Source organism: Cyanobacterium aponinum PCC 10605 (assembly GCF_000317675.1).
In the GTDB taxonomy this organism is placed as follows: Bacteria; Cyanobacteriota; Cyanobacteriia; order Cyanobacteriales; family Cyanobacteriaceae; genus PCC-10605.
On the sequence record NC_019776.1, the window covers coordinates 1,816,148 to 1,839,487 of the forward strand.

The 23,340-nt window shown below is 35.7% G+C and carries 21 protein-coding genes and 1 pseudogene; 15 read left to right on the forward strand and 7 right to left on the reverse strand.

Going from position 1 to position 23,340, the window contains the following annotated elements:
* Positions 1 to 692: 692 nt before the first annotated feature.
* From CYAN10605_RS07585 to CYAN10605_RS07615, 7 genes and pseudogenes are all read left to right on the forward strand, one after another.
* Positions 693 to 2,273 (forward strand): PAS domain-containing protein, encoded by a 1,581-nt coding sequence (locus CYAN10605_RS07585; protein WP_015219352.1) that lies wholly within the window; start codon positions 693 to 695, stop codon positions 2,271 to 2,273.
* 153 nt (positions 2,274 to 2,426) lie between these two features.
* Positions 2,427 to 3,652, forward strand: a pseudogene (locus CYAN10605_RS07590) (RNA-guided endonuclease InsQ/TnpB family protein).
* A 27-nt stretch (positions 3,653 to 3,679) separates the two neighbouring features.
* Positions 3,680 to 5,608 carry a bifunctional diguanylate cyclase/phosphodiesterase gene (locus CYAN10605_RS07595; protein ID WP_015219353.1) on the forward strand — a complete coding sequence of 643 codons (1,929 nt, stop codon included), beginning with the start codon at positions 3,680 to 3,682 and terminating at the stop codon, positions 5,606 to 5,608.
* A gap of 182 nt (positions 5,609 to 5,790) precedes the next feature.
* The gene (locus tag CYAN10605_RS07600) at positions 5,791 to 7,566 is read left to right on the forward strand and encodes an N-acetylmuramoyl-L-alanine amidase (protein ID WP_015219354.1); all 1,776 of its coding nucleotides are present in this window, start codon (positions 5,791 to 5,793) and stop codon (positions 7,564 to 7,566) included.
* Between the two features lie 61 nt (positions 7,567 to 7,627).
* Positions 7,628 to 8,296, forward strand: a complete 669-nt coding sequence (locus tag CYAN10605_RS19390) for a cell division protein SepF (protein WP_015219355.1) — start codon at positions 7,628 to 7,630, stop codon at positions 8,294 to 8,296.
* A 77-nt stretch (positions 8,297 to 8,373) separates the two neighbouring features.
* Complete coding sequence (gene proC / locus CYAN10605_RS07610) at positions 8,374 to 9,180, forward strand: pyrroline-5-carboxylate reductase (protein ID WP_015219356.1); 807 nt, start codon at positions 8,374 to 8,376, stop codon at positions 9,178 to 9,180.
* Positions 9,181 to 9,259: 79 nt separating this feature from the next.
* Positions 9,260 to 10,624 carry a flavin monoamine oxidase family protein gene (locus tag CYAN10605_RS07615; protein ID WP_015219357.1) on the forward strand — a complete coding sequence of 455 codons (1,365 nt, stop codon included), beginning with the start codon at positions 9,260 to 9,262 and terminating at the stop codon, positions 10,622 to 10,624.
* Positions 10,625 to 10,775: 151 nt separating this feature from the next.
* On the opposite strand, the gene CYAN10605_RS07620 is transcribed toward CYAN10605_RS07615, so the two are convergent.
* The gene (locus CYAN10605_RS07620) at positions 10,776 to 11,222 is read right to left on the reverse strand and encodes a peroxiredoxin (RefSeq protein WP_015219358.1); all 447 of its coding nucleotides are present in this window, start codon (positions 11,220 to 11,222) and stop codon (positions 10,776 to 10,778) included.
* A 69-nt stretch (positions 11,223 to 11,291) separates the two neighbouring features.
* Between CYAN10605_RS07620 and CYAN10605_RS07625 the strand changes: the two genes are divergently transcribed.
* The 4 genes from CYAN10605_RS07625 (at position 11,292) to pyk (ending at position 16,106) form a co-directional block, all read left to right on the forward strand.
* Positions 11,292 to 12,005, forward strand: a complete 714-nt coding sequence (locus CYAN10605_RS07625) for a hypothetical protein (RefSeq protein WP_015219359.1) — start codon at positions 11,292 to 11,294, stop codon at positions 12,003 to 12,005.
* 344 nt (positions 12,006 to 12,349) lie between these two features.
* Complete coding sequence (locus CYAN10605_RS07630; protein WP_015219360.1) at positions 12,350 to 13,318, forward strand: PRC-barrel domain-containing protein; 969 nt, start codon at positions 12,350 to 12,352, stop codon at positions 13,316 to 13,318.
* Between the two features lie 320 nt (positions 13,319 to 13,638).
* Entirely contained in the window at positions 13,639 to 14,373 is a 735-nt protein-coding gene (gene rpaB, locus CYAN10605_RS07635) for a response regulator transcription factor RpaB (protein ID WP_015219361.1), read from the forward strand.
* Positions 14,374 to 14,693: 320 nt separating this feature from the next.
* On the forward strand, positions 14,694 to 16,106 hold the full coding sequence (pyk, locus tag CYAN10605_RS07640) for a pyruvate kinase (RefSeq protein ID WP_015219362.1): 1,413 nt from the start codon (positions 14,694 to 14,696) through the stop codon (positions 16,104 to 16,106).
* A gap of 37 nt (positions 16,107 to 16,143) precedes the next feature.
* Here pyk and CYAN10605_RS07645 read toward each other — a convergent pair whose 3' ends face one another.
* On the reverse strand, positions 16,144 to 16,773 hold the full coding sequence (locus tag CYAN10605_RS07645; RefSeq protein ID WP_015219363.1) for a LysE family translocator: 630 nt from the start codon (positions 16,771 to 16,773) through the stop codon (positions 16,144 to 16,146).
* A 157-nt stretch (positions 16,774 to 16,930) separates the two neighbouring features.
* On the opposite strand from CYAN10605_RS07645, the gene CYAN10605_RS07650 reads away from it, so the two are divergent.
* Both CYAN10605_RS07650 and CYAN10605_RS07655 read left to right on the forward strand, forming a co-directional pair.
* The gene (locus tag CYAN10605_RS07650; RefSeq protein ID WP_015219364.1) at positions 16,931 to 17,272 is read left to right on the forward strand and encodes a cation:proton antiporter subunit C; all 342 of its coding nucleotides are present in this window, start codon (positions 16,931 to 16,933) and stop codon (positions 17,270 to 17,272) included.
* Positions 17,272 to 18,708 (forward strand): cation:proton antiporter, encoded by a 1,437-nt coding sequence (locus CYAN10605_RS07655; protein ID WP_015219365.1) that lies wholly within the window; start codon positions 17,272 to 17,274, stop codon positions 18,706 to 18,708. Before CYAN10605_RS07650 ends, CYAN10605_RS07655 begins: the two co-directional genes overlap by 1 nt.
* A gap of 468 nt (positions 18,709 to 19,176) precedes the next feature.
* On the opposite strand, the gene CYAN10605_RS07660 is transcribed toward CYAN10605_RS07655, so the two are convergent.
* Entirely contained in the window at positions 19,177 to 20,079 is a 903-nt protein-coding gene (locus CYAN10605_RS07660) for a S1 RNA-binding domain-containing protein (RefSeq protein ID WP_015219366.1), read from the reverse strand.
* Between the two features lie 178 nt (positions 20,080 to 20,257).
* On the opposite strand from CYAN10605_RS07660, the gene psbZ reads away from it, so the two are divergent.
* Positions 20,258 to 20,446: a photosystem II reaction center protein PsbZ gene (gene psbZ, locus CYAN10605_RS07665; protein WP_015219367.1), complete on the forward strand. Its 189-nt coding sequence runs from the start codon at positions 20,258 to 20,260 to the stop codon at positions 20,444 to 20,446.
* Positions 20,447 to 20,572: 126 nt separating this feature from the next.
* A complete protein-coding gene (gene ribH, locus CYAN10605_RS07670) occupies positions 20,573 to 21,052 on the forward strand; it encodes a 6,7-dimethyl-8-ribityllumazine synthase (protein ID WP_041922740.1) in 480 nt (159 codons plus the stop codon).
* A 258-nt stretch (positions 21,053 to 21,310) separates the two neighbouring features.
* Here the strand turns inward: ribH and CYAN10605_RS07675 are convergent, their stop codons facing one another.
* From CYAN10605_RS07675 to CYAN10605_RS07690, 4 genes are all read right to left on the reverse strand, one after another.
* Positions 21,311 to 21,520: a DUF8624 family small hydrophobic protein gene (locus CYAN10605_RS07675; protein WP_015219369.1), complete on the reverse strand. Its 210-nt coding sequence runs from the start codon at positions 21,518 to 21,520 to the stop codon at positions 21,311 to 21,313.
* A gap of 32 nt (positions 21,521 to 21,552) precedes the next feature.
* The gene (locus CYAN10605_RS07680) at positions 21,553 to 22,533 is read right to left on the reverse strand and encodes a cysteine synthase A (protein WP_015219370.1); all 981 of its coding nucleotides are present in this window, start codon (positions 22,531 to 22,533) and stop codon (positions 21,553 to 21,555) included.
* Between the two features lie 102 nt (positions 22,534 to 22,635).
* Positions 22,636 to 23,031: a type II toxin-antitoxin system VapC family toxin gene (locus CYAN10605_RS07685; RefSeq protein WP_015219371.1), complete on the reverse strand. Its 396-nt coding sequence runs from the start codon at positions 23,029 to 23,031 to the stop codon at positions 22,636 to 22,638.
* Between the two features lie 7 nt (positions 23,032 to 23,038).
* A complete protein-coding gene (locus tag CYAN10605_RS07690; RefSeq protein ID WP_015219372.1) occupies positions 23,039 to 23,272 on the reverse strand; it encodes a DUF2281 domain-containing protein in 234 nt (77 codons plus the stop codon).
* Positions 23,273 to 23,340: the final 68 nt, after the last annotated feature.

The window sequence follows — 23,340 nt, forward strand, 5'->3', positions numbered from 1 at the left end:
GAGACACTTTTAACCACTTAAGTCTTTGATAAACAGTAGTTACAGACTTTGATTTTGTTTCATTTTTATTTGAAATGACTATAACAATTTTAATTCAACCTAGAACTTGACATCTTTTTTTAGGGATAATTTATCATATCCAAAGTTAAGATAACCCGGAAGACATTTATAAAATTGTTGAAAAATAAGCAGTAAAACGGTATTTTTAGTTACTATTACTTGTTACAGCTAATTAGAGAATAATTTTGAGCTAAAATTATTAAAAAATAAAAATGCGATACAATAATCACTTTTTTGGGAATTCAAAAGGCATAAAATTAAGGCGATTAAAACGTAGTCATTAGTTAGAGATTAAAGTTGCGTGCAATTTGTCAAGTATATAGTTACAATTATTAATTATAAGCTCAATTCTTTGCTAACTCTGTCTCTTAAGACTTTTCTCTGTTGACTTAGGTGAGACGGCTCTATTTTTGGGTTTAGATCGCACTTTTTCATAAATCATAAGAATAACAAATTCTGAGTATTTAGTCTAGGGTAATCAAATCCGCTAAGTTATAAATAGTAAAGGATTAGAGCGATTGTTAATTTTTATAAACAAATCATTGACAAAAATCACTTTTGCTTAATTTCTTACCAATGGGGCTGGATTGTATGTAGGTAAAGCATTACTAAATTTTTAATGGGGTTAATTTATGGATTCTAAAAATAAAGAAAAACAAGAGAGAAGCTACAATTCTTTGACTAATCTTTATGAATCTATATATTTGACTGGAAATCTGGATAATATTAATCTCAATGGGGAAACTATTGATAAACCTATTGCTTTATTCCGCAGGGATAATTTTGAGCTAATTTCTGGAAATCATCTTTTTCAAGAGAAGTTTGTTACCTCTAAATCAAAGCCCCGTTTGCAAGACTATATTCAACCCTATACCATTCGAGAAATTTTAGGCTTCTCACAGGGAAATTGTTTTTTAGTAAAGCCTTTAACAAATCATAACTATTTTTCAGGAGAGTTAAATTCTTGTTATAGTTACGAGTTTGAGCTATATAACTTATCTATTAGCACAGTTACTTGGAAATCGGAAAAGGTTATTGCTGTTATTTTTCACCCTCTCTCTACCCATTCAATTATTGACTGTGCCACTCGTCTTTCTCAGCTATCTTCTTTAATTAGTAATTTACCTGTAGTGGTGTATCAATGTCGTAATGATAAATATTGGACAATGGATTACATCAGCAAAAATTGTTGGGATTTAACAGGTTATGAAGACCAATACTTATTAAATAATACCTCTAAATCTTATTCTAGTTTAATTCATCCTCTCGATCGCAATTCTGTTCGAGAAGAAACTGAAAGCGCGATCGCATCTCGTACTCATTTTGATTTAGAATATAGAATTGTTAGTGCTAATGGCAATATAAAATGGGTGTGGGAAAAAGGAAAAGGAATCTATGCACCTACAGGAGAATTATTATATTTAGTCGGTATAATTCAGGAAATTACAGGTAAAAGGAGAAATGAACAAGAAAAATCCTTTCTCTTTGATTTAACAAAAGTTATAAATACTGCCAATAACCTAGAAACCGCATTATTGCACACGATACAGGAAATATGTCAGATTACCCGATGGGATTTTGCCGAGGTGTGGCTACCCAATTTTGAGGGCAATGTTTATAACTATTCCGTGGCATGGTATCGCAAGGATAATCCCTATTTTGATAATTTTCCTTTAGCCTTAGCAGATTTTCAGCAACATAGTTATGACTTTTCTTTTCACTTTGAAGAAGGCTTACCCGGGAAAGTGTGGGTAGAGAGAAAAGCAATATGGTGGCAGAATATACATCGAGATTCCCATTTTCGAAGGAAAAACTACGCCAAACAATCTGGATTAAAAACCGCTTTAGGTATTCCCGTGATGGTAGGAGATGAAATTATTGCTATTTTCGTCTTTTTTACTCATAAATCCTTATCTATAAATTATGATTTAATTAATTTTTTGGAAACAATTACCTCCCAGTTGGGTAGTTTTCTCAAACAAAAGCAAATTGAAACCCAATTACGTCAAAGTCAAAGACAGTTAGCCAATATAGTTGATTCTAGTTTAGGAGTCTTCTTTCGTATTAGTTATAATCCTCAATGGGGAAAAGACTATATTAGTCAAGGTTGTGTGTCTTTAACTGGCTATACCCCAAATGAGTTGATGGAAAATGACAAAATCAATCTTGTAAAAATTACACATCCTTTAGATTTACAGGGAGTTTTAGCTTAATTGGCGAGAAGCCTCACGCCTAATTTTCGACTAAAAAAATACATCAAATAGGCGTGGGATGAATCGCCCAACAAAAAAAATATCCGAAGGATTCCACATTTCCTCGAATTTGTGTTAACATAAATTATATCAAACCTCGTTTGCTCTAACTTAATGTTAAAAGTCATTAAAATCAGAATTTATCCAGATTCATCTCAAAAACTAGCACTGGCAAAAGCCTTTGGTAGTTGTAGATGGCTTTGGAATCATTTTTTGAATTTAATGAATGAGACTTATAAACAGACAGGTAAAGGTTTATCAGGTTACGATGTTAAGAAGTTAATCCCTGAGCTAAAAAAACAGGAGGAAACTTCTTGGTTGTCTGAAACTTACTCTCAGTGCTTACAACAGGTTTGTTTAAATCTTGGAGTAGCCTTTAATAATTTCTTTGAAAAAAGAGCAAAGTATCCTAATTTTAAAAGCAAACATGGTAAGCAGTCTTTACAATACCCTAGTAATGTCAGTATTAAAGGCGACTGTCTTAATGTTCCTAAAATTGGTTTGGTTTATGCAAAAATTCACCGTCCTATTGATGGAAAAATTAAAACCGTAACTATTACCAAGAATTGTTGTAATCAATATTATGCCTCTGTCTTGGTTGATGATGGTAAAGATAAACCAAAAGTAAGCTCTGAAGGTAAAGCTATAGGAATTGATTTGGGATTAAATCATTTTGCTATTACCAGTGATGGGAGTAAGTTTGATAACCCAAAAATATTAAAAAAACATGAAGTTAACTTAAAGAGAAAACAGCAACAATTATCCCGTAAACAAAAAGGGTCAAATAATCGAAATAAAGCAAGATTAAAAGTTGCTAAAGTACATAAAAAATTACTAATTGCCGTGAGGATTTTCTACACAAACTATCTCGTAGGATAGTAAACGAAAACCAAGTTATAGTGCTAGAAGACCTCAATGTTAAAGGTATGATAAAAAATCATTGCCTAGCCAAAGCTATTCAACAGGTAGGTTGGGGGCAATTTTGTACCATGCTTAAATATAAAGCGGAACAAGAAGGAAAAACATATATGGAAGTAGATAGATTTTTCCCCAGTTCTAAAACTTGTCATGTATGCCTTAAGAGAGTAGATAGTTTGCCTTTGGACATAAGACATTGGGAATGTCCAAAATGTAAGACAAAGCATGACAGGGATATAAATGCGGCAATTAACATCCGAGATGAAGGACTACGAATATTAAAGACGGGGCTTACAAGGAGCGGAAATAAATTCCGCACACAGCCCCTCACCTCTGGAACGGGGGATAAAGCCTATTGCCCAGATGTAAGACGTGGTAGAGGAGGACGTAAGAAATCCACTACACCGCTATCTGTTGGGTAGGAAGCCCACACCGTAATCTTCGATTCGGTGTTGGGTAGTTCACACACCATCAAAAACAGTTTGAATAAGAAAGTTATTTATAGTATCGAGTATCGTATTTTTACCAAAGATAATCAAGTTAAGTGGTTATGGGAAAAAGGAAAAGGTATTTTTGACGAATCAGGGCAACTATTAGGCATTGAAGGTATTATAACCGATATAGGCGATCGCCCCTGCACAGAAAAATTATTATCTCAAGTAGAAGACAGGTATCGCAACTTTTTTGAGAATGCAGTAGAAGGTATATTTCAAACTACCATTGACGGTTATTATCTTTCCGCCAATAAAGCCTTAGCCAAAATTTATGGCTATGACACTCCCATTCAACTAATTAAAAACCTCAATGATATAGAAAATAGGCTTTATGTACAACCCCACCGCCGTAAGCAATTTGTTCAACTATTAGAAGAAAATGAGGTTATTAGCAACTTTGAATCAGAAGTTTATCGCAGTGATGGTACAACTATTTGGATTTCAGAAAATGCAAGAGCCGTACGTAATGTTAAAGGGGATTTACTTTACTATGAAGGTACTGTGGAGGACGTAACTAAATATAAATTAGCACAAGAAAAACTCCATCGTCAAGCCTTTTATGATCAACTAACTCAGTTGCCCAATCGTAGTTTATTTATGCAAAAACTAACTCAATGTTTAGATAAACTCAAGCAAGATTCCACCAATGAATATCAGTTTAGCATTTTATTCCTAGACTGCGATCGCTTCAAAGCCGTTAATGATAGTTTAGGCCATGGTGTGGGAGATTTACTACTAATTGCCATTGGTGAGAGACTGCGTAATTGTTTAGGAGAAAAAGAAATTGTTGCAAGGTTAGGAGGAGATGAATTTACTATTCTCTGGGATGATATTGACAATATCAAAGAAATAATTAATTTAGCAGAGAAAATTAATAATGCCTTTAAACCACCTTTTGTTATTAATAAACATCAATTATTTTGTGGTATCAGTATTGGTATTTTTTTTAGTAGTAGTTTAGAAAAAGAGCAATATAATTATCTTAGCCCACCTCAAATTTTACAATATGCGGATACAGCTTTATATAAAGCCAAATCCCAAAAAAGATCCTATTATCAAGTTTTTCAAGGAGATATGCACAACGAAGCCCTTGCAGAATTACAATTAGAAAATGAAATTAGACAAGGCTTAGAAGCAGAAGAATTTATCCTTTATTATCAACCTATAATTAATTTAACTAATAATCAATTAAAAGGCTTTGAAAGTCTAATTAGATGGAATCACCCTCAAAAAGGAATAGTCACACCTTTTCACTTTATCAATTTAGCAGAACAAACAGGCTTAATTATTCCCATAGGTTTATGGGTACTAAAAGAGGGATGTAAACAGTTAGATAAATGGCATAATCATATTTTAAATTCTTCAGATAATCATAAAACAATTCCCATTATTAGTATTAACTTATCCAGTCAAGAATTAAATAGTGAAAAATTTTTACCCACCCTTGATAATATTCTCAAAGAAACCAAAGTTAATCCTGAATATATAAAGTTAGAAATAACAGAAAGTTCTCCTATTTTTCAAGAACAATCTACCCAATATATACTAGATGCGATCGTCGATCGCAATATACAATTATGGATAGATGATTTTGGCACAGGATACTCCAGTCTTAGCTATTTACATAGATTACCAATTAACGGCTTAAAACTCGATCGCTGTTTTGTAACAGATATAGAAACAAACCAAAAAAAAGCAAAAATGATAAAAGCAATTCTATCTCTAGCCTTTGACTTAGGGGTAGAAGTAATTATCGAAGGAGTAGAAACAGAAAAACAACTAGAAATCATCCAAGAAATGGGTTGTATATGGGGACAAGGTTATTTATTTTCCCATCCCTTACCCCCAGAAAAAGCTGGTGATATACTCCTATCATCAAATTAAAATTATTTAGTGAATAGATGTAAAAGGGCAAGAGGCAAACCCCCCTTTATCCCCCAGAGGGGGGAGGGTAAAAGTGTTTAATTAACACGCTTCCCTATCACCTGCAACCTGCAACCTGCAACCTGAAACCTAACACCTCTTTCTGAACTCTGAACTAAAACTATTAACTATAATTAATCTCCATGTCTAACAATATTTTTTGGAAAAGTTTTTTAATCACCATTAGCTTGAATTTAATCGCAGAATCTAGCTCTGCTCAATCTCAATCTTTAAAAATTGTTTATCCCCCCGTTAATCATCAAACAACAGCAGAATCTATCTTTATTATTGGCTCTGCTCCTGCTTCTGGTAATGTCATAATTAATGGTAAATCTATAAATCGCTCCTCTCTAGGCTATTTTGCCCCCAGTATTCCTCTAAAAATGGGCAAAAATCAAATAACAATTCGTTACGACAATGAAGAATTAAATCGAGTGATTACAAGGGTTGATAATCAGCCTGACTTAGAAGAAATTAACAATTTTTCTGCAAATTTATTAAATCCCCAAGTAGATATAAGTAAACTACCCAATGAAGATGTCTGCTTCTCTGCCATTACCCCCCTCGGCTCAAATACCACAGTAAAACTTAATCAGGATACTTTACCCCTAACTCCTGCCTTAAATACCATTAATCTACCCGGTAACGCCTCAGTTTTGATTGACAACAATAACCCCATCTCCACAGTAGGCAATTCTTGGCAGAAAGTTTCTGGATGTGTTCAATTTAGTAATACCGTGTCCAACTTAAATCCGATTTTTGTCATGGATTATCAAGGTAAAACCACAGAAAGAAAAGGAGAAGGTAGCATAACTATTCTTAATCCTCAAGAGTTACAAGTAGTGGAAGTGATTGCAGAGCAGGGTATTGCTAGAACTGGTGCTGGTACTAATTACTCAAGGTTAACACCTTTACCTAGAGGAGTCAGGGCAAAAGTGACAGGAAAAGAAGGAGAATGGCTAAGGCTCGATTATGGGGGTTGGATTAAAGCAGAAGAAACCAGAGTTTTACCGACAAATACCCTTCCCCTCAGCTATATTCGCAGTATCACTTCTAAAGTCAAAGAGACTCAAACGGAAATAATTTTTCCCTTAGAAAGTGCAGTGCCTCTTAGTATCAAACAAGATGATGATTCTTTAACTTTAAGTTTGTATAATATTGTTGCCCAAACTGATACTATTCGTTTTGATGATAATCCCATAATTAAGCGTTTCGACTGGTATCAAGTCAATCCTACTCAAATTGACTATATCTTTTCTTTTAAATCCCCTCAACAGTGGGGTTATGATGTGCGTTATGAAGGTAATAATTTAATTTTAACCATCAATCATCCCCCGAATCTGAAAAGTAATCAGAGTTTGAATGGTGCTAGTATTTTACTAGATCCGGGTCATGGTGGAAATGAATCTGGGGCTTTAGGACCAACAGGGTATCCTGAAAAAGATATTAATTTAATCGTTTCTAAATTAGTGGCCCAAGAGTTAGAAAAAAGAGGGGCAAGGGTTTACTTAACGAGAAATGATGATAGTTTTGTTTCTCTGGGCGATCGAGCTAAAATGATTAGGAATGTAAATCCGACCGTAGCTTTATCCATCCACTATAACGCCCTACCCGATGGAGGTAACGCCGAAAAAACTAAGGGAGTTAGCACATTTTGGTATCATCCCCAAGCGCAGGATTTAGCCGTTTATCTGCACAATTATTTAATAAATCAGCTAGATAGAGATTCCGCAGGAATTTTTTGGAATAACTTGGCTTTAACTCGACCTCACCAATCCCCAACAGTATTATTAGAATTAGGTTTTATGATTAATCCAGAGGAGTTTGAATGGATTACTAACAGCTCTGCACAAAAACAGTTAGCATTTACTTTAGCCGATGGAATTCAAAATTGGATTTTAAGCAAAAATTCTTGGTAAATTATCGTATAGAATAACAAAGTTTATACTATGATACTAGAGTCGTTAAGGAATTAAACCCGTGAGTAATTTTTTAGGCAAATTAAAAGACATTATTGGTGGAGGACAAGGCGATTACCAATACTATGAGGAGGAAATTGAAAGTATGACTACTCAAGATTTACCCCCTTCTGATATTGAGATGAATGAGGTAGCTATACCTCAAACAGAAGCCCCAGTTACTCCTCCCCTTTCTTCTTCTCGTCGTCGCCCTAGAGATAATAGGGAAACTTCTGCTCATAAATCTAGCGATGTTTCTTCTTCTTATCTTGACAGTGGCAATTTTTCGAGCAATTTACCCAACAACGTTATTGGAATGCCAGGAGTAAATAATATTGTGAATGAAGTAGTAGTAATTGAGCCTCATTCTTTTGATGAAATTCCCCAAGTAATTCAAACTTTGAAAGAGCAAAGATCTGTTATTCTTAACTTGAATGTAATGGAAGCAGAAGAAGCTCAAAGAGCGGTTGATTTTGTCGCAGGAGGCACTTACGCCATTGATGGTCATCAAGAGAGAATCGGTGAAAGTATTTTCCTTTTCACTCCCAGAAATGTCAAAGTTAGTACAATCTCTGGTAAATCTTATCAGAATGGTAATACAAAAATTGGCTCTGAAGGATTAACTAAATCTTTTGATGCTCTTTGGAATGAAACTTCCTCTACAGAGTTAACTGATTCTATGGCCCAATAATTCTAGTTTTCACAGAAGCTAGATTACTCATATCATTATTATCTATATAAAGTCGTCCTAAAATAGCAAAATCTATAGTGTCTTTTAAATTAGGAGTAATTGGCGGTGGAGTAATGGCTGAAGCGATTATTTCCCGCTTACTCGCACAAAATATATATATTGCTTCAGAAATAATTATTAGTGATCCTGCACTCTCTCGTCGTCAATGGTGGGAGGAAAAATATCAGGTGGAAACCACTACTGATAATCAAAGGGTTTTAGATGATTCTCAGGTATTGTTATTGGCGATTAAACCGCAAATTTTTGAACGGGTAGTCGAAGGTTTAACCATAAATCCTCATCGTCATATTCCACTCATCTTATCGATTTTGGCTGGTACTTCTCTTTCTCAGTTGGAAAGGGCTTTTGCTTCTCTTCCTATTATTAGAGTTATGCCTAACACTCCGGCTTTAGTCGGACAGGGAATGAGTGCGATCGCACCTAATGGCAAAGTTTCTGAGTCTCAATTAAGTCTAGCATTATCTCTATTTGAGGCGATCGGTTCTGTGATTCAAGTGCCAGAGTATCAAATGGATGCGGTGACAGGTTTATCTGGTTCTGGTCCGGCTTTTGTTGCCCTGATGATAGAGGCTTTAGCTGATGGTGGTGTGGCTTCTGGATTACCTCGTGCGATCGCTCTTGAATTAGCAGTACAAACAGTCTTAGGTACAGCAGAACTGGTTAAGCAAAAAAACTTACATCCTGCCCTCCTGAAAGATCAAGTCACAAGCCCCGGAGGAACAACCATTGCGGGAGTTGCCGCCCTAGAAGAAAAAGGTTTTCGCAGTGCCGTTATTTCCGCCGTTAAATCTGCCTATCTACGCTCTCAGGAATTAAGTCTTTAATCTTTATTAAGGTTTTTCAATATTTTTTATATAGATACTATAATTCAGCTATAAATAACTTTATGGGATCTTAATAAGAATGGCGCATAGATATGATTGCATCATTGTCGGTGCTGGTTTATCTGGATTAATTGCGGCACGCAACTTACAAAGAGCTGGAAAAAATGTCTTGGTTTTTGAAGCCCAAGACTACGTCGGTGGGCGTATGTTAGGAAAACATATTGCTCCCAACCAGTATATAGATTTAGGTGGTCAATGGGTAGGTCCTACTCAAGACCGCTTTTTAGCTTTATTAGACGAATATAATATTCCTCGTTTTCCTTCTCCTTTACAAGGGAAAGTAGTGCTAATCTACAACGACAAACGGCAAGAATTTAATGGCTTTTTTCAGGGTTTTGCAGAAGGCGATCGCCCTAATGTACCCGAGGAAGAATGGCAAGATGCAATGAAAGCATGGAAAACCTTTGATGAGCTTTCCCAAAGTTTATCCCCTCAATATCCAGAAGCTAACGAAGAAAATAAAAAACTAGACAGCCAAACTTTTGCTCAGTGGATTCAAGAAAATACGCAAACGGATTTCGGTCGTTGGTATTTTGCCTATATGTGCCGTGCAGTGGGGTTTCTAGGACCTGCTGAACCCGATGAAGTTTCACTATTACACGTTTTATGGGGAAACAAGTCCGCCTCCCAAGCCGAACATCCAGAAGCGGAACTTATCCACGATGGTGCAGGACAAATACCCAGTAAAATTGTCACCGAATTAAACAACGAAATTCATCTCAATGAAGCGGTGGTGAAAATCACTCAAGATGATCATGGAGTAGAAGTAACCACCCTCAAAGGCATTTATCAAGCTAATTTCGTCATTGTAGCCATGCCTCCCTATTTAGCAGGAAAAATAACCTATCATCCTCCCTTACCACCTATCAAGCAACAACTCGCTCAACGCTTTCCCATGGGAACATTAGCCAAATTGTTAATCTCCTATGAAACACCATTTTGGCGTTCTCAAGGACTTGCCGGAGTAGGTATGGGAAACACAGAATGGATTGAACTTTTTGCCGATAGTTCAGACCCTCGCAGTGGAAAAGGAGTCTTAGCTACTTTTGTCATGGGCGATCGCTATCATCGGTGGATAAAATTAACTAAATCTGAACAAAAATCCGTTGTTTTATCAGACTTAGCTAAATATTTAGGACAACAAGCCCTATCTCCCACAACCTTTGATATACAAGACTGGCCTTCCAATCAATGGGTAGGCGGTGGTTATGCCGCTTTCATGCCTCCGGGAGTATGGACAAGATTTGGACAATCAATCAATAAGCCTTTTAACCGTATTTACTGGGCTGGAACAGAAATCGCAGAAAGGTGGGCAGGTTTTTTTGATGGTGCAATACGCACAGCCGAAGCCGCCGCAGAAGCTGTTTTAAAATCGGCGGAATAATTTGAGAGGTTAGGAGATTGGGTTATTGGGGTGTTAGGGTACTAGGGAGAAGTTAATTAAACTCTTTTGCCCTTCTCCCCTTAAAAGGGGAGAAACAGAGGGGTTTATCTCTTGCCCCTTGCCCAAAAAATTTATCTCCAACTCAGTTTGATTAGCCTAAAATAGCCAAGATGTCTTGAGCATGAGTTGCAGTTTGCACTTTGTCATCAACATGGGTAATTGTTCCTTCTCCATCGATGATGTAAGTTACTCTTTGGGGATAAATCTGCCCATTATAAGTCATTTCCACATCATAGGCTTTAGTAATACTTCTATCAGTATCAGCTAAAAGTTGAAAAGGTAAACCATACTTTTCTTTAAACATTTTATGGGAAGCCTCATCATCATTGCTCACCCCCAAAACTACCATATCTTTGCCTTGATATTCGGTATAGTTATCACGGAAACTTTGAGCTTCTTTAGTGCAACCGGGAGTATCATCTTTAGGATAAAAGTATAAAACCACAACTTTACCAGCAAAATCGGATAAGGAAACGGTGTTACCTTGATCATCTTTGGTTGTAAAATTGGGTGCTTTAGTACCTACTGCTAGAGTCATAATATTTTCCTACAATTAATATAAACTGTGATGCTCTTCTTAATTTTACTTTACAATACTTAACTTCAGATGAAAATACCTTTTCCGAACAACTTTGAACCTCAAAAGCCTTTAAAAATATATGATTATCAAGATATAACTATTATAATTTTTGCGAAATCTCTCAAGCCTAATCAATTAAGTTTGGTAAATTTATATCAACAAGGAATTATCCCCCCCCATTGGCAATTAAAAGAGCCTGTAGTTTGTAAACCTCATTCTTTCCAATTATCTTTCCATGAAGGCATAAATATTAATATTGAGATGGGAAAAGTGTCTTTCAGTTATAAAAAAAAAGCTCATTCCAATTCTTTAGATATTATTGTCAATAACTTTATCGCTAAAATTATTAGTTATCAGTTTCAACGGTTTCAAATAGTTTTTCGTAGATTAATTACTTTTCCAAAGGGTAAATGCTCAGGTTTAAATTTCATCAACAATAATCTTTTAAGTTTGCAAGAGAGTAGAATACAAGTAAATAGTATTTCACCACACAAGATACAGTTAAACTTTGTTTACAAGTTAGAAAATCAACCTTTGTTAATAAGTGTAATTGATACTCCTGTCATAAAAAAGAAAAATAACTATTCTGGACTATTATTTAGAGGATTAATTAATGATGAAAATACTAAAAGGCTGAATAGAAATAAATATCAAGATAATCATTCAGGTTCAAATATCATCAGTAATTATCCTAAGTATTTAGATTTTTTTAATCAGATTGTCAATAGCTATTTACTGTAATCAATTGAAGAAGGCAAGAGGCAAAAGTATGATTTAGGGGGAAATTCTGACCCGCCTTTAACCAAAGACTTCCAAATCATAAATTTTAGTAAGGGACTTATTAAAGCCCATTGGGGGAAGCAGAAAGGTTTTTCTTCTATAAGAAATGCAAACTAGCTTAGGTGTAAGATGATTGGTACATTTTTGAGTTTGGTTGAAATTGGGAAATTTTTTCTGAACAGGATAAGCTATGGGGGAAATATCAAAAATCATAAATATGAGTTATTATCAAATGACTAGGATTAAGTTAAATTAAATTAACAAATTAAAGTCAAGTATATTTGTTAGATACATATTAAATTATTATGATAGATGCACAAAGTAGCTTAAGGAATGAGTTTTTAAATACTCAAGTTATTACTAGAAATACAGGCAAAAGATTAGGGGTTGTCAAGGAGGTATTAGTAGATGTCGATCGCAGAGAAGTAGTTGCACTAGGGTTAAGAGATAATCGTTTAGCCATGTCTGGTATTCCTAAATATATGTATCTCGATCGCATTTCACAAATGGGAGACGTGGTTTTAGTAGAAGACGAGGATGTCATTGAAGATGTTGATATAGACCTTTATAGTGCTTTAATTAATTCCGAAGTTGTCACCGAAACAGGTGAACCTTTAGGTAAGGTAAGAGATTTTCAATTTAATCAAGAAAATGGTCAATTAAACTCTTTAATTATAGCTGCGATCGGTCTTCCCCAAATACCTGAACAGTTAATTAGTACCTATGAAATATCTGTAGATGAAATTGTTAGTAGTGGACCTAATCGTATTATCGTTTTTGAAGGTGCAGAGGAACGAGTAACACAAATAACAGTAGGGCTATTAGAAAGACTCGGAATTGGTCGTCCTCCTTGGGAAAAAGACGAAGACGAGATGTACTACGCACCTACCACTCCCCCAGAAAATCAGTTACCAACAGGAGTACCAATGCGACCCGTTGCCCAACCGAAACCTCAACGCACGGCTGTGGTAGAGGAAAATTGGACTGAAGATGAATGGGAACAAGCAGAAGTTATTACTCCTCCTCCTGCCCGTCGTCAAGAAGCAATGGCTTATCAGGAAGAAATAGAAGAAGACAACTGGGGAGAAAGTGGGGTTGAAAGAGAACCTGCACCTCGTTATCAACTCAATAACTATGATAAATCGGAAACACGCTCTAAATATGACGAATCCTTAGAAGATGATATGTGGGATGATGATGTTGAGGATGATTATCGTCCCCAAAAAGTAAATATTCCCCAAAAACAGAAAATGCCCGAGTACGAGGAATACTAAGTAAACCTCAATTCAGCCCAAGAATACAAAATCGGGTTAGGTTTCAGGTAGCAGGTGTCAGGTTTCAGGTGTTAGGGTATTGGGGTGGTAGGGGTTGAATATATTCAACCCTTACGGGAAGTTAATTAAAAAGTTTTGCCTTCCCCCCTTTCGAGGGGAGATAAAGGGGGGTTTGCTCTTTATTCCTTTAGCTACCTGACAAAATACTTTTTCTGTAAGCCCGAATTATTTACTGATTACTGATTCCTCATGACTCATTTTTCCTATAAACTAGATCAAATAAATATATAAGAAAAATCTTTAGTATAGGAGAGCAAAAATTGGAAACTCAAAAAGAGAAAATTTTAGTAGTTGACGATGAAGCAAGTATTCGCCGTATTTTAGAAACTCGTCTCTCGATGATTGGTTATGATGTTGTCACTGCCGCTGATGGAGAAGATGCGATCGCAACTTTTCATGAAACTCAACCAGATTTAGTGGTTTTAGACGTAATGATGCCCAAATTAGACGGCTATGGAGTTTGTCAAGAACTAAGAAAAGAATCTGATATACCCATTATTATGTTAACTGCTTTAGGAGATGTAGCAGATCGCATTACAGGTTTAGAGCTAGGAGCAGATGATTATGTGGTAAAACCTTTCTCTCCCAAAGAATTAGAAGCAAGAATCCGCTCTGTGTTAAGAAGAGTTGACAAAACAGGAGTTGCAGGAATACCTAGTTCGGGAGTTATCTCCATTAACTCTATCAGAATTGACACCAACAAAAGACAGGTTTACAAAGGAGATCAAAGAATCCGCTTAACAGGAATGGAATTTAGCTTACTAGAACTGCTTGTAAGTAAATCAGGAGAACCTTTTTCTCGCTCAGAAATCTTACAGGAGGTTTGGGGATATACACCTGAGCGTCATGTCGATACTAGAGTTGTGGACGTTCACGTATCCCGTTTAAGAGCAAAATTAGAAGATGACCCTAGCAATCCTGAACTGATTTTAACCGCTAGAGGTACAGGATATTTGTTTCAAAGGATATTAGAACCGGGAGAAAAGAAAAAGTAGGAAATCAATGATTAATTAGGGGTTGATCAAAAAGTGGTGTTAGGGGGAGATAACAGGCGACGGGGAACAAGAAACAGCTCAGAATACTTATAAATTAAAGACTTTAGCCAAATAGTTATTTTTCACAAATCGAGCATTTGTATCAATAGTATTTGATTAGAATGGAAGAAATAGAGAATTTTTGAGACAAAACAAGGCTATTTTGCTATTTTTTCCAGTACCTTCAATGAAATAAGAGTGTTAACCTTCGCCTAACCTCAAATTCAAAAAAAGTAATTATCCTGAAAATATTGACAGGACTAAATTACATAAAGAAAAAAATGAAGCACCATACTAAAATTGTCGCAACCATAGGACCTGCGAGTAACTCTCCTGAAATTATTAAGCAAATGGTAATGGCGGGAATGAGTGTGGCTAGACTAAATTTTTCTCATGGTACTTATGAAGACCATGCTCAAATTGTATCTTTACTAAGAAGGGTATCAGAAGAATTAGATACTCCTATTACTTTATTACAAGATTTACAAGGACCAAAGATTAGAGTTGGTCAATTACCTTCAGGGCAAGTAGAGATAAAGCAAGGAGATAAATTAACTCTTATTCCCGAAAATTGGGAGCAAACAGGAGAAAATATCATTACCATTGACTATCCTTACTTAGCAGAAGAAGCGGAAATTGGTACACAAATCCTTCTCGATGATGGTTTGTTAGAGTTTAAAATTGTTGCCATAGAGAAACCTATGGTTATTTGTGAAGTAATAGAAGGGGGAATCCTTAAAAGTCGTAAGGGGGTGAATTTACCAAGTCTTAATCTGCGCTTACCTTCTATGACAGAAAAGGATAAAAAAGATCTAAAATTTGGCTTATCTCAGGGAGTTGATTGGGTTTCCCTCAGTTTTGTTCGTAGGGCGCAAGATATAATCACTTTAAAACAATTTTTAGCTCAAAATAATGCACAAGATACCCCTGTAATTGCCAAAATTGAAAAACCCCAAGCGGTTGATAACCTCGAAGAAATTATTAATGAGTGTGATGGCATCATGGTGGCAAGAGGAGATTTAGGAGTGGAAATGAGTCCTGAGAAAGTTCCTTTACTGCAAAAACAAATTATTTCTTTATGTAATCGACAAGTTAAGCCGGTAATTACCGCTACACAAATGTTAGATAGTATGATACGCAGTCCTCGTCCCACCCGTGCAGAAGCCAGTGATGTAGCCAATGCGATTATTGATGGTACGGATGCAATTATGTTATCAGGAGAGTCGGCAGTCGGTTCATATCCTGTTAAAGCGGTGGAAATGATGGCGAAAATAGCTTTAAGTGTTGAACCTAATTTGAATTTTACGAATCATCCTCCTTCTTTGAGTGATGAAACCCATGCTTTGAGCGAGGCTTTAAATGCCATTGACAAAACTATGTCTCTCAAATTCATTGTTGCTTATACGAAAAGTGGCTATAGTGCCATAATTGCGGCGGGAGAGCGTTCTAAAACTCCTGTGTTAGCTTTAACGGTAGAAGATAAAGTTTATCATCGTCTTAATCTTGTTTGGGGTGTGAAGCCGATTTTAATTGATCAAGAGCCTCTCAACTTTGAAGATTTACTCAATCAGGTAGAAACGGTTATTCATAGACGCAATTTAGCGAAAAAAGGCGATCGCATCTTAATTATGGCGGGTATTCCTACGGGAATTAGTAAAGGCACTAATTTTTTAAAAATACACGTTATAAGCTAAATTAAATCAGTTCAGTTTAATAATATCAAGGCAGGTATCAGGTTTTAAATAAGAGGAAAAATGCGATCGCAATCATCATTGTTCCAGCGACATAATTAATATATTTAAAATTATTATTTTTCTTTAAAACTGAGCCTGTTTTATAACTAAAAAAAGCATAAATAAACTTGATTCCCCCCACAGCAATAATAGTAATTAAAATGATAATAAAAGTATCCATTAAAGAAACACTAGATAAATCCAAAAAAGCAGGTAAAAAACTCAAATAAAAAAGAATCGCTTTTAAATCGGCAGTTGTTATCACAAATCCCATGAGAAAACTAGCTATAAAAGAAGACTTTTCATTTGATTTAACTAAGATTTGATTGACTGGTGTTTTTCTCCATAAACTTAAGCCTAACCACAATAAATATAAAGCACCAATATATTTAATTAAACTGAAAAAAATATTAATTCCCGCAAAAATTGATAAACCATAAATCGCCACAATTAGAAATAAAATATCTCCCGAAACTATGCCCATAGCCGTCCAAATTCCATGAGTTAAACCGTGAGTAATGGTTCGTGTTGATACGGTTAAAACGCTCATGCTGGGTATTGAAGCTAAAATTACCATCGCCGTAAAAAGAGCGATCGCACTACTGAAAGTTAAACTTATATTCATCATGATCAAAATTCTATCACCTCACCCATAAAAGAAGGAATAAATCAGTTGTCAACGGTAAAAATATGTTTTATATTAGAACAATTATTATAGATTAAACTCTATTTAAAATTTTATATTTATTGATTTTTAGCTATTTAAAGAACTGACAATTAAGCCAATGATAATTTTAGAGGGATTTATTCTTGCGACAATCCTCTGTGGATTTTTAGGGATTATGTTAAAGCGTAATCTAGTTATGAAAATTATGGGCATGGATGTAATGAGTAGTGGGGTTATTGCTTATTATGTCTTTATTGCTTCTCGGAAGGGTTTTTTTACCCCTATTCTCACCGCTAAGGATAACGTTGATTATGCGGACCCAGTACCTCAAGCAGTCATTTTAACAGCTATTGTAATTGGTTTTTCCATTCAGGCTTTGATGTTAGTGGGTGTCATGAAATTAGCTGTTGATAATCCTACATTAGAAACCGACGAGATTGAAAATACTATTGGAAAATAATGGATACTATTACTTTAATTTGGTTAGCTTTACCTTTTTTGGCAGGTTTTATTATTTACTTATTGCCAAAATGTAGTCGCATACTTTCCCTTGCAGTTTTATCAATTTCTGTTTTGTATCCTTTTTGGTTACTCACTTCTGGGCAGGATTTAACTTTACAATTATTAGACAATTTTGGTGTTAGTCTTTTCATCGATAAGCTAAGTGGCTATTTTATTCTTACCAATAGTCTTGTTACCATTGCCGTCTTATTTTATTGTTGGTATGAGGAAAGAAAGGCTTTTTTCTATACCCAATTAATGATTCTCTACGGTAGTGTTAACGCTTGTTTTATTGGCTACGACTTTATCAGTTTTTATGTTGCCATTGAGGTTATTAGCATTGCCGCTTTTCTTTTAATAGTTTATCCTCGCACGGACAAAAGTATCTGGATCGGTTTACGGTATCTCTTTGTTAGTAATACAGCAATGTTGTTTTACCTGATAGGAGCAATTTTAATCTACAAAGCTAATAATTCTTTTAGTTTCAACGGTTTAAGTAATTCCCCCCCAGAAGCGATCGCACTTATTCTGTTAGGATTATTAGCTAAAGGAGGAGTCTTTGTCTCTGGATTATGGTTGCCCCTCACCCATGCCTCCGCCGAAACCCCCGTATCCGCATTGTTATCAGGAGTAGTAGTTAAAGCAGGAGTTTATCCCCTAATTCGCCTTGCTTTAATTGTGGATGAGATGGATCATATTGTACGCATTGTAGCTATAGCCACTGCCCTGCTAGGAGTCATCTACGCTATTTTTGAAAGCGATGTCAAGAGAATGTTAGCCTTTCACACCGTATCTCAATTAGGTTTTGTTTTGGCTTCTCCTCCCGTTGCAGGAATTTATGCCCTTTTTCACGGCTTAGTAAAATCTAGCTTATTTTTAATGGCAGGTTCATTGCCAACACGGAATATCAAAGAATTAAAACACACTAATATTAATACTTATTTATGGATAGCCTTAGTCATCGCTAGTTTATCCATTTCCGGTGTACCTTTACTCGCTGGATATTGTGCCAAAGTTTTAACGGTTAAAAATCTTTATCCATGGCAAGTAATGTTAATGAATATTGCCGCCGTTGGTACAGCTATTTCCTTCGCCAAATTTATTTTTTTACCCCACGATACATCCGCCAAGATACTAAAACAAAATTGGGGTTTTTGGTTTGGAGTTATTTTTTTGTTGGCAGGTTTAATTTTTGCTAACGGTTTCTATCTATCTACTTACACCCTAAGTAATATTATTAAAGCCCTAATTACAGTCTTCATTGGTTGGTTAGTTTACTTTGTCTTAATCAAAAAAGCGGTTATCAAATTACCTCGCATCCTAGAAGATTTTGATCATCTCATTGGCATTATGAGCTTAACCCTAGTGGGCTTATTTTGGATGGTTTTACCATAGTTAACCTCAGTTCGATTTAAGAATATCCGATAAGGTTAGGTGTCAGGTTGTAGGGGTTGAATATATTCAACCCTTACGGTGCTAGGGGATGGGAGGATGGGGTGATGAGGGGGAAGTAGGGGCGAATGGCCATTCGCCCGTACAGGAGTTAGGAGTTAGGAGTTAGGGGTTTTTAATTCTTAATTTTTAATTCTTAACTATTTAACGTCAGTTCGGATTAAGGCAATTTTATCGTTATTTCTAAGAAGCTATAAGGTTTTCTGACTACGAGAAAATAATGCTTTCAGCTTATTCAAAACTCAGGTTAGTGAAAATCTTAAGTTTGTATAAAAAAGGCAAGGGGCAAGGTTAAAAGGGCAAAGGGCAAGGGGCAAAGGTAATTAACAATTAACAGTGAAAAATATCTAAAACCAAAAACCTGAAACCTACCCCCATGACACCAATTAATTTTTTTCCAACCCCTACCTACTAACTCTGTGCTTTTTTATTTGCCAGTCTTTCTTCCGCATTTGCCATTACTGCTTCTTTATTTTCTAAAAACTCTCCGGGATAAGTTTCTAATATTTTTGTCGATAAGGAGATACGATTTTTAAAAGTATCAATTTCCATAATTACAACTTTTACTTCTTCTCCTATTTGAAAGAAACTTTCTAAAGCGTTTACTTTACCCTCGCTAATTTGTTTGATGTGCAGTAAACCACTAACACCACCAAAATCGACAAAAACACCATAGGGTTGAATTTTAGCTATTTTACCAGCAACAACTTCGTTTTCCTTGAGTTGAGATAGAGCGGAAGAACGAGCAATATTTCTTTGGGTTAATACTAACTTATTTTCTTTTTGGTCTAATTGTAGAATATTAGTATCAACAGTTTGATCTATTAAAGTCTCCAAATCTTCTTTCTGAGTTAAATGGGATTTAGGAATAAAACCTTTTAAACCTTGTACTTCACCAAAAACACCTCCACGGTTAACTCCTGTAACCAACATTTGCACGATCGCACCTTTTTCTTCAATCTCCTTTAAATTATCCCATGCTTGATCAATAAATAATTGACGGCGAGATAATTTCACTTGTCCTTCTGCATCTTGTTCCTTGATAATAACAAAATCAAATTCCTGCTCTAAAGGTAATACTTCTTTAACATTAGAAGAACCTCGCCAGTCCACCTCTGTCTGAGGAACAAAACCGGGGGATTTACCGCCAATATCTACATAAACACCGTCGGAAGAATACTCGAACACTTTCCCCCTGACAACATCTCCCTGCTTAAAATGATAGTCATACTGTTCTTGTTCTAAAGCCTGAGAAAAATCATCCATAGAAAACGAGAGATTATTAGATGCAGAGGAATGAGAATTAGCGGTCATAACAAATTAGACGATATAGTAAAATTACACAAATTACTTTATTATAATGTAGATTCTCTCTGACTATTCATAAAAACAATCAACAGTCAAAGGATTCATTAGTCAGAATGACACAAATTAGCCTAAACTAATCTAATAAAGTTTAGTTAAAAAAATATATTTTTAGGAGATTAAGAAAATGGGAGTTATATTCCAATTAGTATTAACCGCGCTAGTGCTTTTTTCTTTCTTAATGATCGTTTATGTGCCTGTTGCTTATGCTTCCCCACAAAACTGGGAGCAGTCTAAGCCCTTATTATACTTAGGTTCTGGCATCTGGTTAGCCCTAGTGGTTGCTGTTGCTGTCTTAAACTTTTTCGTGGTTTAATTTCACTTTTTGTTAAGAAATATTAAGAATTAAGACAAAATTTAACTCGGTGGGCAAAATCCAAATTCAATCAAAAAAATGAGTATTTTTGCTCACCAAATTAGACAAAAATATTTACTGGTAAACATGGCAATTTTTGAAGGAAATTTTCAAGATACATCAAATCTACGTTTTGCATTAGTCATAGGACGTTTCAATGATTTAATTACGAATAAGTTATTATCTGGCTGTCAAGATTGTTTGAAAAGGCATGGAGTGGATATAAACCCAGAAGGAAATCAGGTAGATTATGCTTGGGTGCCGGGTAGTTTTGAGGTGTCTTTAGTTGCCAAAAAATTAGCTCTTACAGGGCGTTATGATGCCATTATCTGTTTAGGGGCAGTTATTAGAGGAGATACCCCCCATTTTGACTATGTTTGCAATGAAGCGGCCAAGGGAATTGCTTCTGTTGGTTTAAATACTGGTGTGCCGATTGTTTTCGGAATTGTCACCACAGACACAATGCAACAGGCTTTAGAAAGAGCGGGAATAAAAAGTAATTTAGGATGGAATTATGCCATGAATGCTTTGGAAATGGCTACTTTAATGAAGCAGATTGAAAAATAGAAAAATAACTTTGGCTCTCTTACTGCTCGTTGTGTAAATTATCGGTTAGGAAAAAGTGTCAGGTGGCGGGTGAGGAGGAGATGGGGAGATAAAGGGAAGGGGTGAGAGGGGGAAACCAGTAATAAATAATAAGTAATAAATAATAAATAAGTAATAAGTGTTCGGAGTTTTTAATTCTTAATTATCAACTATTCACTATCCACTATTTACCATTGCCTATTGCCTTTTGCCTCTTGCCCATCGCCCATTGCCCTTTTTTTATCTTAACTCCGAACTCCGAACTCCGTTCACGACCGAAGGGAGTGTAAGAGCCGAAGGCGAACTCTCCGAACTCCCCGTAATCGTTTCTATCGGGGCAGGTTCTGCTAAATCTGTAGCAATAAAACTACGGGCTGTGACTGCCACTAAGGCAAAAAGTGCGATCGCGATCGTAATAAAAGGAATAATTTGTTGACGAATAAATTGCATAATGTTGTAGTTTAATAGAATAAATTAATTGCCTAGAATTGAGGAATAGTTAAGCCCTTAGACTTAAGCCACTGAGGATTATAAAGACGGGATTGATAACGAGCCCCACCATCACATAAAACTGTCACAATGGTATGTCCGGGGCCTAGTTGTTTGGCAAGTGCGATCGCACCTGCTACATTTATACCCACAGAACCGCCCATAAATAAACCTTCTTTATAGAGTAACTGATAAATAACTCTTAAGGCTTCATTGTCGTGGATTTGTACCGCATCATCAATGGGTACACCTTCCATATTAGCGGTAATGCGACTATTACCAATACCTTCAGTAATAGAATTACCCTCAATTTTTATTTCCCCTGTTTTGACGTAACTGTACAAACCACTACCCATAGGATCAGCCAAAACGCACTGAATATTAGGATTTTTTTCCTTTAGAAACAAAGATACCCCCGCAAAGGTTCCTCCAGTGCCTGTTGCCGCAACCCAACCATCAACTTTACCATCAGTTTGTTGCCAAATTTCTTTTCCTGTTGTTTCATAGTGGGCTTGACGATTAGCTAAATTATCAAATTGATTTGCCCAGATTGCGTTATCCATTTCTTCTGCAATCCTACCCGATAACTTAACATAATTATTGGGATCTTTATAAGGCACAGCTGGAACAGCCCTAACCTCAGCCCCTAAAGTACGTAACAAATCCATTTTTTCTTGAGATTGAGTTTCAGGAATGACAATTACACATTTATATCCCTTCGCATTGCAAATATGAGCCAAACCGATACCCGTATTTCCCGCCGTACCTTCTACCACCGTACCTCCGGGCTTAAGTAATCCTTGTTTTTCTGCCTCTTGAATAATATATAATGCCGCTCTATCTTTAACTGAACCGCCGGGGTTCAAAAATTCAGCTTTGCCTAAAATTTCGCATCCTGTTTCTTCGCTGAAGCTATTAAGACGGATTAAAGGAGTGTTGCCAATAGTACCAACGAAGCCGTTTTTAATATCCATTAGTCAGTTATTTTATCTAAGAATAATTCTGATTATCTAGCTGTTCTATTTTATCTCAATTTGACTTATTAATAACTTGAAAGGCTTTCAGGTTTATTCTTTTTACTCCCAAATAGTTTTGAGATTGGGAAAATTCCCTAAAATTTGATCTCTAGTAATTAATGTTGATTGATAATAACTGGCTGTTGCGGCAATAATGCGATCATGAATATCCCAATGTTTAGGGAGAATTAGCATTTGTTGAAAAATTACAAAATCAAAACCAACGATACTAAAACCATCTCCTTGATTAATCTTATCTAGTAATTCTTCGATTATAATCTTTACTTTTCCTTTTTCAGCAATATGAGTAAGTTCTGCCATTACCAAGGTAGGGATTAATACCTTAACTTCTCCATTTTCAGCCTGAGTCAAAATTTCTTTAGCTTTACAAGATAATCTTTCATCTTCACTAATAAACCAAGCTAGAGCATGAGTGTCAACTACATAAGTAATCATACTGTTATTAATCCCACTCTGAAATATTCTTAAATACTGCTTTTTTTGCTTCATCTAAATCCTCATCTGTTACCACAACATCTTTCCATAAACCCCTTATTGTGGTTTTATTGTTAGACAATTTTCCTTGAGATTGGGAGTCAGATTTTTGAGCTAAAAATTCCGCAAAATCTAGCAATTCTTGCTTTCTGTGGGGTGATAATGTTTGAAATTTACTGATTAATAATTGTTCTAATGTCATATCTAAAGAATTAAAAATTAATAATTAATAATGAGGCTAGAAGTCAGAAGTAGGAAGAAGGAAGAAGT